This is a genomic window from Rothia sp. HMSC036D11, assembly GCF_001814205.1.
Taxonomy (GTDB): Bacteria; Actinomycetota; Actinomycetes; order Actinomycetales; family Micrococcaceae; genus Rothia; species Rothia dentocariosa.
Genome location: NZ_KV815316.1, coordinates 48,172 through 65,663, shown reverse-complemented (window position 1 = coordinate 65,663; position 17,492 = coordinate 48,172). Strand labels below are relative to the sequence as shown.

General features: G+C 52.6%; 16 protein-coding genes. 13 read left to right on the top strand and 3 right to left on the bottom strand.

Annotated features, from left to right (window positions below):
• The first annotated feature begins 243 nt into the window (after positions 1-243).
• The 5 genes from HMPREF2958_RS10035 (at position 244) to HMPREF2958_RS10015 (ending at position 6,466) form a co-directional block, all read left to right on the top strand.
• Positions 244-1,200: a co-chaperone YbbN gene (locus HMPREF2958_RS10035; protein ID WP_070697883.1), complete on the top strand. Its 957-nt coding sequence runs from the start codon at positions 244-246 to the stop codon at positions 1,198-1,200.
• A gap of 298 nt (positions 1,201-1,498) precedes the next feature.
• Positions 1,499-2,347, top strand: coding sequence for an ABC transporter ATP-binding protein (locus HMPREF2958_RS10030; protein ID WP_070697951.1), 849 nt, complete (start codon positions 1,499-1,501; stop codon positions 2,345-2,347).
• Positions 2,323-3,978: a transporter gene (locus HMPREF2958_RS10025; protein ID WP_070697882.1), complete on the top strand. Its 1,656-nt coding sequence runs from the start codon at positions 2,323-2,325 to the stop codon at positions 3,976-3,978. The genes HMPREF2958_RS10030 and HMPREF2958_RS10025 overlap by 25 nt, the downstream gene beginning before the upstream one ends.
• 160 nt (positions 3,979-4,138) lie before the next feature.
• Positions 4,139-4,438 (top strand): DUF3039 domain-containing protein, encoded by a 300-nt coding sequence (locus HMPREF2958_RS10020; RefSeq protein ID WP_004004450.1) that lies wholly within the window; start codon positions 4,139-4,141, stop codon positions 4,436-4,438.
• 237 nt (positions 4,439-4,675) lie between these two features.
• Positions 4,676-6,466: a DEAD/DEAH box helicase gene (locus tag HMPREF2958_RS10015; RefSeq protein WP_210400894.1), complete on the top strand. Its 1,791-nt coding sequence runs from the start codon at positions 4,676-4,678 to the stop codon at positions 6,464-6,466.
• A 28-nt stretch (positions 6,467-6,494) separates the two neighbouring features.
• Here the strand turns inward: HMPREF2958_RS10015 and HMPREF2958_RS10010 are convergent, their stop codons facing one another.
• Together HMPREF2958_RS10010 and HMPREF2958_RS10005 are read right to left on the bottom strand one after the other, a co-directional pair.
• Complete coding sequence (locus tag HMPREF2958_RS10010) at positions 6,495-7,121, bottom strand: isochorismatase family protein (protein ID WP_070697881.1); 627 nt, start codon at positions 7,119-7,121, stop codon at positions 6,495-6,497.
• 41 nt (positions 7,122-7,162) lie between these two features.
• A complete protein-coding gene (locus HMPREF2958_RS10005) occupies positions 7,163-8,470 on the bottom strand; it encodes a nicotinate phosphoribosyltransferase (protein WP_305793674.1) in 1,308 nt (435 codons plus the stop codon).
• A 142-nt stretch (positions 8,471-8,612) separates the two neighbouring features.
• Here HMPREF2958_RS10005 and clpS point away from each other — a divergent pair, with 142 nt between their 5' ends.
• From clpS to HMPREF2958_RS09970, 7 genes are all read left to right on the top strand, one after another.
• Positions 8,613-8,960: an ATP-dependent Clp protease adapter ClpS gene (clpS, locus tag HMPREF2958_RS10000; protein WP_013398899.1), complete on the top strand. Its 348-nt coding sequence runs from the start codon at positions 8,613-8,615 to the stop codon at positions 8,958-8,960.
• Between the two features lie 3 nt (positions 8,961-8,963).
• Positions 8,964-9,530 carry a DUF2017 domain-containing protein gene (locus HMPREF2958_RS09995; RefSeq protein ID WP_070697879.1) on the top strand — a complete coding sequence of 189 codons (567 nt, stop codon included), beginning with the start codon at positions 8,964-8,966 and terminating at the stop codon, positions 9,528-9,530.
• A gap of 224 nt (positions 9,531-9,754) precedes the next feature.
• Positions 9,755-10,795, top strand: coding sequence for a glutamate racemase (murI, locus tag HMPREF2958_RS09990; RefSeq protein ID WP_070627705.1), 1,041 nt, complete (start codon positions 9,755-9,757; stop codon positions 10,793-10,795).
• A 12-nt stretch (positions 10,796-10,807) separates the two neighbouring features.
• Positions 10,808-11,695 carry an MBL fold metallo-hydrolase gene (locus HMPREF2958_RS09985; protein ID WP_070697878.1) on the top strand — a complete coding sequence of 296 codons (888 nt, stop codon included), beginning with the start codon at positions 10,808-10,810 and terminating at the stop codon, positions 11,693-11,695.
• Between the two features lie 7 nt (positions 11,696-11,702).
• Positions 11,703-12,440, top strand: a complete 738-nt coding sequence (gene rph / locus HMPREF2958_RS09980) for a ribonuclease PH (RefSeq protein WP_070697877.1) — start codon at positions 11,703-11,705, stop codon at positions 12,438-12,440.
• A 7-nt stretch (positions 12,441-12,447) separates the two neighbouring features.
• The gene (locus HMPREF2958_RS09975; RefSeq protein WP_070697876.1) at positions 12,448-13,110 is read left to right on the top strand and encodes a non-canonical purine NTP pyrophosphatase; all 663 of its coding nucleotides are present in this window, start codon (positions 12,448-12,450) and stop codon (positions 13,108-13,110) included.
• Positions 13,111-13,314: 204 nt separating this feature from the next.
• Positions 13,315-14,544 carry a peptidase E gene (locus HMPREF2958_RS09970; protein ID WP_048780159.1) on the top strand — a complete coding sequence of 410 codons (1,230 nt, stop codon included), beginning with the start codon at positions 13,315-13,317 and terminating at the stop codon, positions 14,542-14,544.
• Between the two features lie 88 nt (positions 14,545-14,632).
• Here HMPREF2958_RS09970 and HMPREF2958_RS09965 read toward each other — a convergent pair whose 3' ends face one another.
• Complete coding sequence (locus tag HMPREF2958_RS09965) at positions 14,633-14,845, bottom strand: DUF7455 domain-containing protein (RefSeq protein ID WP_070523566.1); 213 nt, start codon at positions 14,843-14,845, stop codon at positions 14,633-14,635.
• A gap of 218 nt (positions 14,846-15,063) precedes the next feature.
• Here HMPREF2958_RS09965 and HMPREF2958_RS09960 point away from each other — a divergent pair, with 218 nt between their 5' ends.
• Complete coding sequence (locus tag HMPREF2958_RS09960) at positions 15,064-17,166, top strand: DNA gyrase/topoisomerase IV subunit B (protein ID WP_070697875.1); 2,103 nt, start codon at positions 15,064-15,066, stop codon at positions 17,164-17,166.
• The last annotated feature ends 326 nt before the right edge of the window (positions 17,167-17,492 follow it).

Genomic DNA, 17,492 nt, shown 5'->3' with positions numbered 1-17,492 from the left:
CTGGGCTTGCGGATTCGAGCTATCGGACATAGTCTGCCTTTCATAAAGCTTACCTGGCTATTCTACCGGGCATCTCTGAAAACTGTATGCGCTCGCAACATTCTTGAGGCAGAAAGCTACCGAGTAAGCCTATCTGAAATTTCGCGCACCTCGAACGATTACCGAGAATCCTGTAAAACAGCGGGTCGCGCGGGATAATTAGGGAGTACGTTAAATTTCTCTGAGGCTCGCAAAGGATTCTCGATGACAATTCCTCCCACCCCGAACCAACTGCCAACAAACCCCCAAAGCTCAGCAGAACAAATTCCCGCGTCGGTACGTAGCGCTCCAGTGCTTGGCGGTCACGATATCAGTACTTCTACACCCACTGCAGCACAAAGCAATTCGGCGAAAAGCTGGCGTTTCGATGTTGCAACACCTGAAGATTTTCAGAAGTACGTACAACTGTCTACTCAAGGCGCCGTGATCTTTGGGCTATATGCCCCGCATTCTCCAGCGTCGCTTGAAATGCTAGACGCCGTCGAAAACCTAGTCAATGCGGCGGAAGGTGCGATGCTGCTTGCCGCCGTCGATATTACGAAACTTCCGGAGGCTGCCCAAGCGTTTGGTATGGACGGCGTACCGGCAGGCGTGGCCGTTATCGCCGGTCGCCCGGCCCCTCTTTATAACGGCCAGATCAGCCCGCAGGATCTGTCAGAAATGCTGAAGCAGGTCTTGCAGGTTGCTGTGCAGTATCAGCTTCCCGGTGGATTTAAGCCTGCTCCTTCGGCTGAGGAAGAGAAAACCTTGCCGCCGCTGCACGCTAAAGCACTGGAGGCACTTGATGAACGCGACTATGAAGGAGCGCGAGCCGCCTACCGCGAGGCTTTGACAGAGAACCCAGGCGATCATGATGCTAAAGTTGGGCTTGCTCAGGTTGATTTATTAGCTCGCGTGGCAGATTTGGATCTTGCCCAAGAGCGTGAAGCAGCTGCATCCGACGCTCTCAACATTGAGGCTGCCTTTAATGTTGCCGATCTTGACGTTATAGGCGGGCATGTTGAAGATGCCTACGCACGACTGCTGCGACTTTTTAAATCTGTTTCTCCGGAAGATAAGACCCGAGTACGTGAACGTCTTGTGCAGCTCTTTGACGTTGTGGGTGCTACAGACCCGCGAACGGTCAAAGCACGAGCTGAGCTGACGACGGCAATTTTCTAGACCCATAGAAGAGAAAATAAGGTGGGATGTATGTAGTTTGTGACGCATCCCGCCTTATTCGCACCTTCAACGTGAAGGTAATAAAAAACACTCTAGTAATCCTTATAGTTCATGCTTTAAAAAGTTTAGAGAATTATTGGTGATATAAGCCCCAAATATGGTTCTGAAGTATTCCCAAACTGGTACCGTTGTATGTATGAAAGAACACAATTCTGTGCCTGGGAAGGCCCCTGAGGACTACGGCTATTCACCAGAGAATACACAAGCTGGTACACCGACGTATGATGTCGGTCAGTCAATGACCGATCAGAGTTATGCAAACGCGCAGCCGGGGAGCTTGCCTCAAGTCACCCGTGAGGCTCTTAGTCACCAGCCTGGTGCGCACCTTGTTAATGCCATCGAAATTCATGGTTTGACGAAGGCGTTCGGCATGACTGTTGCCGTTAATCGCATTAACCTTTCCATTCCTACCGGCTCTTTTTACGGTTTGGTAGGGCGCAACGGTGCCGGTAAGACGACGACTATCTCAATGGTTTCTGGTATGCTGCAGCCCACCGAAGGCGTGGCGTTGATTAAGGGAACCGATATGTGGCAGAACCCTTTGGAAGCCAAAAAGCACTTGGGCGTTCTGCCGGATGGCGTACACCTTTTCGATAAACTCACAGGTGAACAGCTTATTACCTATTCGGGGTACCTGCACGGTCTCGAACGTGACACTGTCGCCGAACGTACCAAGGATCTTCTGCAGGCTATGGATTTAACCGATGCAGCAGGCCGCGCGGTCGCCGACTATTCAGCAGGTATGACTAAGAAGATCGCCCTCGCAGCAGCGCTGATTCACGCCCCTTCAGTCTTGATCTTGGATGAGCCCTTTGAAGCGGTTGATCCGGTTTCAGCGGCTAATATTCAGGATATCCTCAAAGGATTCGTCGCCTCAGGCGGAACAGTTATTCTCTCCTCGCATGTCATGGACTTGGTGCAGCGTTTATGCGATCACGTCGCCCTTATGGATGAGGGACGGATTCTCGCTGCGGGTACGGTTGATGAAGTGCGTGGGGAATCTACTTTGGAAGAACGTTTCATACAGCTCGTGGGCGGACGCACCACCTCGGAAGGACTATCATGGTTGCGCACCTCGTCTCACTAAAATGGCGGTATGTGCTTGCTTCGCTCAAACGTAGTGTGTGGGCGATTATTGGTATTGCCTTTGGCGCCCTATATCTGCTTGGCACACTGACTGGTTTGGGATTCGCTTATGTTGGTTTAGGGATTGATGGTAGTTTAGATGGTCCTGCACTCGCCCTATTCCTCGGGTTTCTTGTATCTCTTGGCTGGGCTCTTATCCCCATTGTCTGGACTGGCCTAGACGGAACCCTTGATGAAAGCCGCTTCGTGTTATTCCCGCTAGAGGCTAAGACGCTGCAGAAGGGGCAATTTTTCGGTGGGTTTATAGGTCTTCCAGGTATAGCGACGATTATCCTCATCCTCTTGGGAACCCTCGGATTTATTGGTAATCCTGTGGGACTAGCAGCCTATCTGCTGAGCATAGTGTTGGGGCTGGCTTTGCTGATGACAGTGGCGCGCCTTGCCAATCAGCTTGGCGTTTATTTGAATGCTAACCCCCGTATTGATCTGATCTTCAAGATTATTCTGGGCGTGCTGTTGGTAAGCTCGGGCTTTATCTTCAGTGGAGCTATGTTCTATGTGATAGATCATTTCCAGGAGATCGCTCAGAACGTTCAATGGTTGGGGTATACGCCTTTCGGGTCTGCTTTTGCGATTGCATACCATGTGGCGGCGGGTAACTGGGCTCTAGCAGGTCTAAGTCTGGTACTTTCCCTCATATACCTGGGTGGTGCTTGGGTATTGTGGGGTCGTAGCCTCGAACGCTCAATGCGTAATGTCAGCGGCGAACAAAAACGGGGCAAGGCTAAGAACCTGACGGCAGGAGATATTGGTATTTTTGCGAGGTTCCCAAACACTGGTTGGGGTGCTGTGGCTGCACGTACCATTCATAGCTACTTCAAAGATACGCGCATGACTTTGCTGATCGCCATGACTGCCATGCTCTATGTACTCTTTGCTCTCGTGATGCCGCTCTTCACGGGCAGCATGGGGTCTCGTGGTGCGACGACGGGAATCCAGCTCGCTAATTCCGGGGCTGGACCTGAAACGCTCTTTGGCTTCTGGGTCTATTTCTGCAATGTCTTCACAGGATTCTACATAGCGTATATGGTCTCGTACGATAACACGGCTTTTAGTCTGCACGTGCTCTCGCCTCTGCGTGGGCGTGATGATAGGCTCGGGCGTGCACTCGGACATTCCATCGTAATGCTGCCGATCGTCGTGGTGATGTTCTTTATTATGTGCGCTGTCCACGGGCTTATAGCCTATTACCCGGTCGTGCTTTTGCATCAGCTGGGAGTCTACGCGGGCAGCGTAGGGTTCGGATTGTTGCTTGATACGGTGCTTTCACCGCCGGTCGCGCCTCCTGGAGCTAATCCCTTCAAAACGCCTAAGCAGCCAGATGGTTTTGCGAAGCAGCTTTTGCTGATGGGCAGCATGATTATCTGCATGCTGATCGCTCTTCCTGGTGGGATTGGCTCGTTCATCTACATCGTCGGCGGCAAGGATGACATGGTGCTGATTATCTCCGGCGTTATCCAGCTGGTTATCGGGGCTGCACTATTCATTATTGGAATTTCTGCAGGTGGTAAACTCTACGATCGCCATAGCTCGATGATGCTTCAGCGGGTTGCAAAGTTCAATACGAACTAGAGCCTATATAGAGAATATGGGGCGGCGTTATGGGACAGTTACACGTATGTTTCCAAGCGTCGTCCTTGTTCTCTATGGAATAACCATGCATCCCTTCCCGTTGTTACACTAGTCTCTACAATAGAACTAAGACGGCGAGAACATACTTGAAGGAGAGAACATGAGCTCCATTGAAGGCGTTGAAGATCCCTTCGGTCCCGAGACTGCGGGCGGTACCGCACTACTTGAGCGGGAAGAAGCCCAGCTTTCTGAGCCGGGCGACCATGAACGCTTCTCGCACTACGTGCGTAAGGAAAAAATCATGGAATCCGCCCTTACCGGTGAACCCGTTCGCGCGCTGTGCGGTAAGGTGTGGACTCCCGGACGTGATCCGCAGAAATTCCCGGTTTGCCCAACTTGCAAAGAAATCTACGAGGGTCTTAAGCCTGGTAAAGATAATTCGGATAACGGCGACAAATAACGGAAGTTTCGCTCCGGAATATGCAGAGTATGTGCCTATATCCCCATCATGGGGATATAGGCACATACTCTATTTTTGGACTCAAACAGACTTCGCACCGGGCAAAATAATTAAGCGAACCCTCGCGGACGTATCACGACACGGTGGTAGAATTTATAACCTGTGTTTCTGCAGGAGCCTTTGTACACGGGAAATACTGAAGCAGAGGTAAACCAGGAAAATATGGGGGAGAAGAGCATGAGCGAGTACGAAGAGCCTACATTGTTTGACAGCATGGTTAAGCCAAAGCTCTCCCCGGCATACCCTGACCGTGCACCCTGGGGTACTTCCGTCAGTCTGCGTGCCTGGCAGGCCGAGGCGATGAAAAAATATTTTGAGACGAACCCTCGGGACTTTATGGCTGTAGCAACCCCTGGTGCGGGCAAAACAACCTTTGCTCTCACCTTGGCACGCGAACTCTTCGATCGCGGGGTTGTGCGAAAACTTACCGTGGTAGCACCCACCGACCACCTCAAGAAACAGTGGGCGGATGCCGCTGCTAAGGTCGGTATTCCGATCGATCCTAATTTCAAAAACGCCGATGTTCACGTTGGACGCCAGTACAAGGGCGTAGCGCTCACATATTCGCAGGTCGCTAATAAGCCGCAGCTGCACGCCCGAAATACCGAAAATGACAAGACTCTTGTTATCTTCGATGAAATCCACCATGCAGGTGATGCTTTATCGTGGGGCGATGGTCTACGTGAGGCTTTCGATGAGGCCACACGCCGCCTTGCGCTGACCGGTACACCATTCCGATCTGATGCCTCACCTATCCCATTTGTTACCTATGAGCAAGACCATGAAGGTATTCGTCGATCGCGAGCCGATTACTCCTATGGTTATGGCCCCGCACTGAAAGACCACGTGGTGCGGCCAGTTATCTTCATGGCATATTCCGGACAAATGCGCTGGCGGACCTCCGCCGGAGAAGAAATGGCGGCGAATCTAGGGGAAGGATTCACTAAAGATATTACCGCCCAGGCATGGCGCACCGCACTTGATCCTCAGGGTGAGTGGATTCCCACCGTGCTCTCTGCGGCTGATAAACGACTCACCGAAGTGCGCCGCACTGTTCCTGACGCGGGAGCGCTCGTCATCGCAACTGATCATGCCGACGCCAAAGCCTATGCCGAAAAACTGCACAAGATCACGGGAGAGAAACCGACCGTAGTACTTTCTGACGATCGTGAAGCATCCGCTAAAATCGACGATTTTCGTGAAAGCAGCAAGCGGTGGATGGTCGCGGTACGCATGGTGTCCGAAGGGGTGGACGTACCCCGCTTGGCGGTGGGTGTGTATGCTACCAGCACCAGCACACCTCTCTTCTTTGCGCAGGCGATTGGTCGTTTTGTGCGCGCCCGTAAACGCGGAGAAACCGCATCTGTCTTCCTGCCGTCTGTGCCGCAGCTGATGATGCTTGCTAATGATATGGAAGTTGAGCGTGACCACGCTCTCGATCGCCATACCACCGACGACGATATCGATCCAATGACTGAAGGGCTGGACGATGAAGCGCTCGAAGAAGCAAACCGCGAGGAACGCGCTTCCGAACAACTAACGCGCGGTAAATTCGAGGCGATTGGTTCGCAAGCTTCCTTCCACGGCGTGCTCTTCGATGGCTCCGAATTTTCGTCAGGTGGTCTGGAGATCGGTTCGGAAGAAGAACAAGACTTCCTCGGTATTCCCGGTTTGCTGGACGCCGACCAGGTGGGTACTCTGCTTCGTGCACGCCAGCGTGAACACGCATCCCGCCGACCAGCGACAGCAGCTCCCGCGATCGTGGACCACCGCCAGCTCAAAGAGATGCGCAATAAACTGGCGAAAAACGTGGCAGCCTGGTCTATCCGTTCAGGCAAACCACACGGCGTTATCCATAATGAGCTGCGTAAAATTTGCGGTGGTCCTGCAGTTGCGCAGGCATCCGCGGAGCAAATTCAGGCCCGCCTGGATAAATTGGCGGACTGGTTCGTGGGCAGGGGATCGTAGAGTATTCTCGTGCTTAGGGTAAAGGTCACTAGAGAACTTCCGCGATGGTAATACCGTCGTCCTCCATATCGGCGATAATATCATCCAGTTTGTCTTCATGAACCGGCGCCGTGAGGTCAATCAGAACGCGAGTTTCGTACCCGGCATCTACTGCATCCTTTGCCGTCGCTAGTACACAGAAGTCGGTCGCGATCCCGACAATATCAACATCTTTAATATCATGTTCGTCGAGCCAATCGGCGAGCGGGGTGTTAGGTGCCTCATCTTCCAACGATGCTTCGGGATCGTGCTCACCGGTCATCACGGAATCTTCGGCAGCTTGAAGACCCTCGAAGCCCGAATATGCCGCCTCATACTTACCCTTGCGGAAATATGCTTCGATATAGTCGGTATCAAGATTCGGGTGAATCTCTGCCCCCTCGGTGTTGGCGACGCAGTGTACAGGCCAGGAATTCACATAATCTGGATTTTCTGAGAAATGATCGCCCGGATCAATGTGCCAGTCTTGAGTTGCCACAATGGCATCGTACTGGTGATGGTGTTCCTCAACGTATTCGCTAATTAGCGATGCCACGTTGGCGCCTTGCTGTGTTGCAAGGGCTCCGCCAGGGCAGAAATCATTCTGAACGTCGACAATAATAAGCGCTTTTGCCATGTGTATAGTCCCTTTCTTGGCAATATCTGGATGGGCTGTGGCTAGATGAATTCAGTGGGAATAATGGGTTCGCCTTCTGAAAGGCGACGAGCGGATTCGGGAAGTTCCGCTAGGGATGCGCTATGTCGTTCGGTTGCGTTGCGTACCGCCTCCTCGCCAGTAAAACCGGGCAGGAGCTCGCCAGAAACCACAAAATCGCGAATGAGGTCGCGAGTATTTTCGAGGGCAGCGGGGTTGTTCCCCGTTCCGATAAGCTCAGCAGTAGCGATGCCCAAGGAATTGTGGCGGCGCGCAGCTTGCTTTGCACCACCTAGAGAACGTTTGCCAGCAGAGGTTTTAGCGACGGGTTCCAGCTCGCCAGCAGTATTTTCACGTTCCACCAGCTTGTATACCATTGCGGAGGTAGGCGCACCGGAGCCGGTCACTAGCCTGGTGCCTACGCCATAGGAATCTACCGGCGCGGCGGCTAAGGAAGCAATAGCATATTCATCAAGATCACTCGTCACTGTAATCTTGGTGTTGTGGTTGCCCAAAGAATCGAGAAGTTCACGCACGCGCTGTGCCGATGCTACCAGATCACCTGAGTCTAGGCGGACTCCGCCGAGCTCTTCGCCCGCGAGTTCCACGCCAAGGCGTACCGCATTCTCGACATCATAGGTATCAGCAAGAAGGGTCGTGCGTGCCCCTAACGATTGCAGTTGCGCTTCAAAGGCTTCACGCTCAGAGTCGTAAAGAAGGGTAAAGGCGTGGGCGCTGGTACCGAGAGTGTGAAGCCCATAGCGCTTGCCCGCTTCCAGGTTAGATGTTGCAGTGAAGCCTGCAATAGCAGCGGCACGTGCCGCTGATACAGCGGCACGTTCGTGCGCACGGCGCGAGCCCATCTCAATACAGGGACGGTGGCCCGCCGCCGCAGTCATACGTGATGCTGCAGAGGCAACAGCTGAATCATAGTTCAAGATAGACAGCAGGTAGGTTTCTAAGATGCAGGCTTCTGCGAAAGTTGCTTCGACCTGTACAACGGGGGAGTGCGGAAAGAAAATCTCTCCCTCGACATAGCCTCGAATATTGCCGGTAAACCTAAAGTTCTCAAGGTATTTTAGGGTTTGCGCATTCACAATATTGCGAGAGGCTAGAAAAGATAGATCTTCGTCATCGAAGCGGAAAGACTGAAGCCCTTCGAGAAAGCGTCCTGTACCTGCGAGCACGCCGTAGCGGCGGCTCGCGGGCAAGCGACGTGTAAAGACTTCAAAGGTGCAGCGGCGATGCGCAGTTCCAGAGGCGAGCGCTGCCTGGAGCATCGTAAGTTCGTAATGGTCGGTTAGAAGCGAGGTAGTTGCCATATGTCTCATTTTAGTTGTCTGTTAGGCAGGTTACTACCTTTACGGGATGTGTTGTCCGCGACATAATGTAAATTTGACTTTAAGATATTTATGATTATTTGAACGGAATCAATCCCGCGGGAACAAAGCCCCCACGAGTATAATCTTATGCATGACCAACAAGCTCACCCATCTTTCCAACCACACTGTAACGGCTGTTCTTGCGACCGATACTCTAGATGCCACTGAGCTTGATGCGACGATTGACGAAAATCTTGAAACGCAGACGCCGTGGCAGGTAATCGTCTGGAACGATCCCGTTAATCTTATGACCTATGTTTCTTATGTTTTTCGCGCTCATTTCGGGTTTAGCCGTCGTCGTGCCGAGAAACTGATGCTCCAGGTGCACAATAACGGCAAGGCTGTTGTGTTCACCGGCAGTCGTGAGGATGCAGAAAAGCATACCCAGGCCATGCACGCGTGGGGTTTGATGGCGAGCTTTGAAAAGGCGGAGAACTAATTTATGGCGCAGGGTTTTCGACATACACCGCATGGCTATGCCGCTCGATTTGAGAAGGCTGAATTTGATCTTATTCGAGATCTAGCCGAAGACGTGATTGCTCTTCTGGAATCTCCGGATTCGGAAAATCATGATCCTCTTGAAGCTCTCATCGGTATTGTCGAGAATCCCAGCGTCCCAGACGATCCAGCGGTGGCACGAGTACTGCCTACAGGAAGTAGCGATCCTGAGGCGGCGCTGGAATATCGCCGGTACACCGAACAGGATTTACGCGCCACGAAGGTGGCAAATCTGAGTCTCCTGGCTTTCGATATTGAAGCGGGAGACATCGTGCTTAGTGATGAGCACGCTCATGCGTGGGCGTCTGCACTTAACGATATCCGTTTAGTTTTGGGAAGCCGTTTAGACATTATTGATGAAGAACGCGCAGACCAGGTGCACCATCTCACGGACTGGTCAAAGGTTGAGAACGACGACGATTATTTGGCGGTCGTGTACAATTTCGTGACCTGGGTACAGGACTCGCTTATGGTTGCGATGCTTGATTCGATGGAAACCCCGCAGTCTTAGAAACGTGCTGATCAGAGACAAAATAAGCGCATCACACGATGCCTTCCAGATTAACGAGCTCAGTACAGCATGCGATATGAAACATCACTGCCCGAACCTTGATGTGGCCCATCCTATAGGGTGGTTTAGGACTCAGAGGCGGCTATCTAGAACAGGACAGTATCTGTAACACCTTAGAATGAAAATAAAGTACATCATATGCTGAAGGACAACAGGTAAAGTTCGTGAGCGATAACTTAGATACCTCAAATCCATATCGTACCCGCACCCCGTGGGGAACCCCCGCGCCACCGGCTGGTCCAACATCAAGCGCACCCATCGGAGTTTTTGACTCCGGGGTAGGTGGTCTGACCGTTGCACGCGCTATTATGGATCAGTTGCCGCATGAGCGCATTATTTATGTAGGCGACACCGCTCATGGACCCTACGGCCCGCTCAAAATTGCCGAGGTTCGTGCCAATGCCCTGCGCATTATGGACGAGCTTGTTGATTCCGGTGTAAAAATGCTGGTTATTGCGTGCAATACAGCATCTGCCGCCGTTCTCCGGGATGCGCGCGAACGCTACACCCGCCACTACGGTATTCCCGTGATTGAGGTAATTCAGCCCGCCGCGCGTCGAGCACTAGCCGCGACCCGCAACCGTAAGATCGGGGTTATCGCCACAGAGGCAACGGTAACCTCACGCGCTTACGAAGATACATTTGCGATTGCCCCGAACCTTATGGTGCAGTCTATCGCATGTCCTCGATTCGTCGAGTTCGTGGAGAAGGGCGTGACATCCGGACCCGAACTTTTGCGTACTGCCGAAGAATATCTGCAGCCCCTTAAAGATTCGGGAGTAGACACGCTGGTACTTGGCTGCACTCACTACCCTTTGCTGACGGGCATTATTTCCTACATCATGGGGGAGGACGTAACTCTTGTTTCTTCGGCAGATGAGACTGCCAAAGACGTTTATCGGGCACTTCTTACCGAGAATATTGAGAACCCTGACCTTGAAACGAATCCGCATCATGAATTCTTAGCGACCGGCGAATCTGAGACTTTCGAGAACCTAGCGCGCAGGTTCTTGGGTCCAGAAGTTCATAATGTGCGGCACACGGCATCTGTGGCAGAACGATTCCCCACAGGCTCTTTGGCGGCTCTTCCCGCACCAGCAGGCAGCGAAAAGGCCACTACGAAAGACTCCAACTCCAAAGAAGCCTCAGGACTGCCTTCCGTCACGATCGACTCAAGTCTTGCTGCTTTCACACACACCGAATAGGAAACACCCCGTATGCGCTTGACGATTATCGGCTGTACCGGCTCGTTTCCCGGACCAAATTCTCCGGCGAGCTGTTATCTGCTCTCAGCAACCGACTATGCTGGACGCACGTGGCGTGTGCTCATGGATATGGGCAACGGCTCCCTAGGCGTACTTCAACGGTATATTGACCTAGCTGAGATTGACGCTATCCTGATATCGCATCTTCACCCTGACCACTGCATTGACCTCTCCGGTTTGCATGTTGCCGTGAAATGGGATCCCCGAGGCTGGCCCAAAGGTAGGATTCCTCTCTACGGACCTGCTGCCATTAACGAATATCTTTCGGCAACGCACGGGCTTGACCCAGACCCGGGCATGAGTACTGAGTTTGAATATCATACTTGGGACGAAGGGCATAAAGTCGAAATTGGACCTTTCACGGTCGAGCCATTCAGGGTACTCCACCCCGCTAAAGACCCTTACGCCCTGCGTATTACCTGCAATAGCCGGGACGGCAGAACACTTTTTGCTTACTCCGGTGATACCGATACATGCGATGGGCTCATCAAGGCTGCCCGCGGCGCTGATCTTTTCCTATGCGAGGCGGCATACCAAGAAGGGCGTGACGACGCGCTGCATGGTATTCACCTGACCGGTAAGCGCGCCGGTGAAGCAGCCCAAGAAGCCGGGGTACGCAACCTTTTGTTAACGCATCTGCCCGTGTGGAATGACCCCGATATCGCCCGTGCCGAGGCACAAAGCGCATTTGACGGGCCGGTAGGCGTCGCCGAGGTTGCAGCAAGCTATCGCGTGCATCCTAGGCCAGCGCCCACGCATCCGCCGACTTCAACCCTGAACGTTATCGAACTGCTCGATCCACCCATGTCAAACATATCTCTTCCCCCGGAAGAAGAGTAGGAGAACTATGACTTCTGTAGCCCGTGCCGACGGTCGTGCCCTCAACGAACTGCGCCCCATCATCATCACTCGTGGGTGGTCAAACCAAGCCGAAGGGTCTGCGCTGGTAGAGTTCGGCGATACCCGGGTGCTGTGCACCGCATCCTTCACGGAAGGGGTACCACGCTGGCTCAAAGGTGAAGGAAAAGGTTGGGTAACCGCAGAGTACGCTATGCTTCCGCGTGCTACAGGAACCCGGTCTTCGCGTGAATCCGTCAAGGGAAAGATTGGCGGTCGTACACACGAAATTTCCCGTCTTATTGGGCGATCCTTGCGTGCCATTATCGATATGAATGCGTTGGGAGAAAATACCATTGTTCTGGATTGCGATGTTCTTCAGGCAGATGGCGGAACACGTACCGCTTCGATCACGGGTGCCTATGTAGCGCTCGCCGATTCTATCGCGTGGGCACAGCGTAATGGTCTGCTTTCACCCAGTGATAAGCCTTTAAAAGACTCTGTATCCGCTATTTCTGTGGGTATTATCGACGGTACTCCCATGCTTGATTTGCCCTATACCGAGGATGTGCGCGCTGAAACTGATATGAACGTGGTCGTGACTGGTTCCGGGAAATTTGTGGAGGTTCAGGGTACGGCAGAGGGTGCACCGTTTGACCGTGATGAGCTGAATGCTTTGCTCGATCTTGCTTTAGAAGGCACCGCCGAACTTGCTCGGATACAGCGTGAATCTCTTGAAGAGGGGTAATACTTTTATGGTTAAGGTTGTCTTAGCGAGTCGCAATCAAGGTAAGCTGCGCGAACTTCGCGAAATTTTGCGTAACCGTATTGTTGGGCTGAACGTGGATACCGATGTGGTCGACGCCGCCAGCATCAATGCCCCCGATGTTCCAGAGACCGGGGTAACATTTGCCGAGAATTCATTGCTCAAGGCACGTGCCGTGGCAGAATCTACAGGGTGTATCGCTATTGCCGATGATTCGGGTCTTTCCGTTGAGGTTCTTCACGGCGCTCCCGGCATTTTTTCGGCGCGCTGGGCAGGGGAGCATGGGGACGATACCGCGAATCTCACCCTGCTGTTGAAACAACTTTGTGATATCAGCGATGAACACCGTGCCGCTAAATTCTGCTGTGCCGCCTCCTTAGCTGTTCCTTCAGCGCTCGGTGGGTATGAAGCAGTTGAGTACGGCGAGCTTCCTGGAACGCTTTTGCACGCACCGCAGGGGAACGGCGGGTTTGGGTATGATCCTATTATGATGCCGGTGGAGCTTAATGGTGACAACGCGCTTTATGATGGAGCCTATACGGACCAGTCGTGTGCCCAGATCCCGGCGGAGATCAAAAATTCAATAAGTCACCGGGCGCGTGCCTTTGAAGCATTAGTTCCGCATCTGCAGCAAGCTCTTGAGCATAAATAATCATGCGTCCTATGAGGTTCTTTCATAAAGACACATGATCGGAGTGTTTTAGCACATCAATCGGGTATGTACGACATCTTCTGAAGAAAGAACGTTGCGGTCATCTCTTTCTCAGCTTCGACCGTGAAGATCGTATAAAACGATTCTGGTACAAGGCACAATGGTAAGTAATATATACGGCAACAGATATGCTTTGAGGCCCTGATGATTGTTCTCTTTGCTGTAATGATTATTCTGCTGATTCCCGCGCTGTGGGCATACTCTTATATCTGGCGCGGGCTCAATCGGCGTGTTATCGCCGCTGTTAAAGTAGTTGATCCAGTGATAACTCTCGGGCCCTATGCCATGGGATGCTGGGGGCTCTTAACAGCATGGGTGGGCATCAATATCTGGGCGACAGGTACCGCAGCACTGGTTGGAAGTATCGTAACTCTGAGCGGCGCAGCTTTATGCTTTCTCTGGGCAGGGTTTTGGGTCTTGATGCACTGTTTGGGCGGGCAAACCCCCGGTAAACGGCCCCTTTGGTGGCGCGAAGCAGTTGCCGCAAAATACGCATGGCGCAATCTGGAAAGGATGCCCGCCTACTTCGGTGGACGCACCAGCATTCTTCCGGTGCAGAACCCGCGCATCGTCAAACCCTATTCAGGATCATGGACTCGACCGGTGGGAGCAACTCTGGAAGGTTATCTGCCGGATGGAAAATCCCGTGAGGGTTTTGACGAATATGGGCGGCCTATGCCCCGTATGTACCCTGTAGGACCGGAACCAACTATTTTTGAAGTTGCACGCTGGGGCAAATCGGTAAGCGCCGATAGGTTGCTTTACACTTTTCTGCCTACAGCACCCTTTGAACGGTTACGTTTGGCCGGTACTATTCGCGGTCCGTTCACCTTTGCGGGAGAAGTTCCTCATGGAGCCGTCACCAAATGGCCGCGTCGTTCCGGCGCAAACCGCGCTTTTGGGAACTACGCCAAGCTGGGGGACATCACGGAACGTCGGGTAGAGCTCTTGATTGACCACCGCCTTATCGCGGCTTTGCAGACAACCCGTGAATGCTATGAGCGCCGACATAGCTGGATGCTCGCGTTCACCGATATTATGCCCAATGATCTTCTTTATTCCACGACCGACGATGGGTTCTTGCAGATTACCTTCGGTACCGTCGCTGAAGGATACGAGAAACCGTGGATTTTTACCTCGACGCAGAAAGATACCCCACGACTTCGCCGTCAAGTAGCGCGCGCCATGCGTGTGCGTAAGATCCTGAAACAGACAAGCGCCGAGCTGATGGACTGGTATTTTGTGCCTAAGATTAGCGAATTTCCGCACGGTCCTGTGACTAACGAACTGCCGGAAGAGTTCTATTTCTCGTCCAATATTATGGTGACTAATAGGCATGAAAGCTCGGCGCGGGCGACCGGCGAAACGCATTAGAAACTTCAAGGGTACGACTTCCTCCGTCAAGAAGAAGTCGTACCCTTGGTAATTTACTGGCGGATGTCACCCCCTCGGGAATCTCGCCCTAAAGTCGTGACGTCTGATCGTCCCACAACAAGATGCCTTCAAGCCCTTTGAGCTTTTCTTCGTGGGCACGTCCGTGGTGACCGCAGAAGAACAGTTCACTCCCGGAAGGCAAGACCGCACGAATATATGCCTGAGAACCACACGCATCGCAACGGTCGTGGGAATTCAACGTACGCGAATCAACAGATTCGAGAGTTGCATGAGCATTCACTGAAAATCTCCCTTACTGAAGTTCTCATAGGTTCCTAGAATTGTCGTAACTCTATCCAACCACACATACCCTCGGTGCCATACCTTCGCCCTGACCCTTTCGCTCTCAGCGTCCAGGATGGACTACACATGAAATGTCCGTGACGAGAGTGAACACAAGTTACCTGCGGTGCACGATAGAATAGACTTACGAAGAAAACCATTTCGAAAGGGAACATCTTGGCTGCCTCGAACTATACTGCCCGACACCTCTCGGTTCTCGAAGGTCTTGAAGCGGTGCGTAAGCGCCCGGGCATGTATATTGGTTCGACCGATTCCCGCGGTCTTATGCACTGCCTCTGGGAGATTATTGATAACTCTGTTGATGAGGCTCTTGCCGGTTACGGACAGTCAATTCAGATCATTCTCTACCGAGACGGTTCTGTTGAAGTACAGGACGACGGTCGTGGTATCCCTACCGATGTTGAGCCTCGAACCGGGCTTTCCGGGCTAGAAGTGGTTTTCACGAAACTCCATGCTGGCGGCAAATTTGGCGGCGGATCGTACACGGCATCGGGCGGTCTGCACGGTGTGGGCGCCTCGGTGGTGAACGCGCTTTCATCACGTCTTGACGTTCAGGTAGATCGCGGGTCAAAAACCTATCAGATGTCCTTTCGACATGGGCTACCGGGCGTGTTCGATTCCGGGCGCACTCCTAAGCCTGAAGACTCTTTTACTCCTGCAGATGAGAAACATCCTGCGCTTCAGATCGTGGGGCGCGCCAAGCGTGGTGTAACTGGAACCAGAGTACGGTATTGGGCTGATCCGCAGATTTTTACCCCGGATGCGCGTTTTAGCTACGAGGATTTGGTGGCACGTGCCCGCCAAACTTCATTCCTTATTCCCGGGCTGCGCATTGCTATTCGAGACGAGCGGCGCATCCCTGGAACTCCGGGGGAGTTCGGCCCTTACGAAGAGGTCTTTCAGCATGACGGCGGCATTAGCGAATTTGTTGAATTCCTGGCCCATGACTCTGCCGTGACCGATATTTGGCGTTTTAGCGGCAGAGGCTCTTTTACGGAAACCGTACCCGTTCTAGGCTCGGATGGGCGCTCTAAGCTCACCGAAGTTGACCGTGAGTGCGAGGTTGATATTGCTCTGCGCTGGGGCATTGGCTACGAGACGACAATCCGCAGCTTCGTCAATATTATTGCCACGCCCAAAGGCGGAACCCACGCCACGGGGTTTGAACAAGGACTTCTCAAAACATTCCGCAAGCATCTTGCCGACAACGCTCGAAAGTTTAAGGTTGGCAACGACAAGATCGAGAAAGACGATGCGCTCGCCGGTCTTACCGCCGTGCTGACGGTGCGTCTTGCGGAGCCTCAATTCGAGGGGCAGACAAAGGAAATTCTGGGAACGCCGGCTGTGCGGCAGATCGTCTCTAAAGTAGTTGGTGATCAGCTCAAGGCTCGGCTGAACTCTACGGCACGCGCCGAGAAAGCACAGGCTGCAGCTCTGTGTGAAAAAGTTGTGTCTGAGATGAAAACCCGCATCTCAGCACGTATTCACAAGGAAACTCAGAGGCGCAAAACTGCCTTGGAATCTTCCTCAATGCCAACAAAACTTGTGGACTGCCGGTCAACAAACGTAGAGCATTCTGAGCTGTTTATTGTGGAGGGTGACTCTGCACTGGGTACCGCCCGCTTGGCGCGATCCTCGGCCTATCAGGCGCTTCTACCGATTCGCGGCAAGATTCTGAACACTCAGCGTGCCTCGGTAACAGATATGCTGGCGAACGCCGAATGCGCGGCCCTAATCCAGGTAATTGGTGCCGGTTCTGGGCGTACATTCGAGCTGGAGGCGGCACGCTACAGCAAAGTCATCATGATGACCGATGCCGATGTTGACGGTGCTCATATTCGTACCCTGCTTCTTACTCTCATGTACCGGTACATGCGCCCGCTCATCGAAGACGGTCGCGTGTATGCAGCGGTACCGCCGCTGCATCGTGTAGAGGTTATTAACCGAGGTAAACCGAACGAGATGGTGTATACCTATTCAGAACGTCAGCTGCATGAACTGCTGGGCCAGCTGCAGGCTGAGGGTAAGGGCTATAAAGAGCCTATTCAGCGCTATAAAGGTTTGGGTGAGATGGATGCCGACCAACTTGCCGAAACTACGATGGATCCCCGGCATCGTATGCTACGCCGCATCCGAATTGAAGACGCGGAGGCAGCTGAGCAGGCTTTCTCGCTCCTGATGGGGGCGGAGGTTGCTCCGCGTAAGGAATTTATTATTGCTGGTGCGCATCAGCTCGATCAGGACAATATTGATATTTAGCTTGCACCTGTGAACAATCTGACGCAGGAGAGTTGAAACCTCTTTTTGACAGATATTTGACGCTGCAAATATTGGTGATTATACTCACTGTGTCCTTCTTCATAAATCATGTATGACTATAAGAAAAAGGTGTCTCTCCTCATAATTTGGGGGAGTCACCTTAGTACGTGTAAATTGCTGACCTTCGATTTCTTGGAAAGTTTTAGGAAAGGCATCACCAAGGCGTGATGCTTATCTTGAAATTTCTCCCAATATCTACGGGTCAAAGCGCATAAAAAGCAATAATTGTGTTAACTACCTTTATAGGTTCGTCAAGCCATGCACAC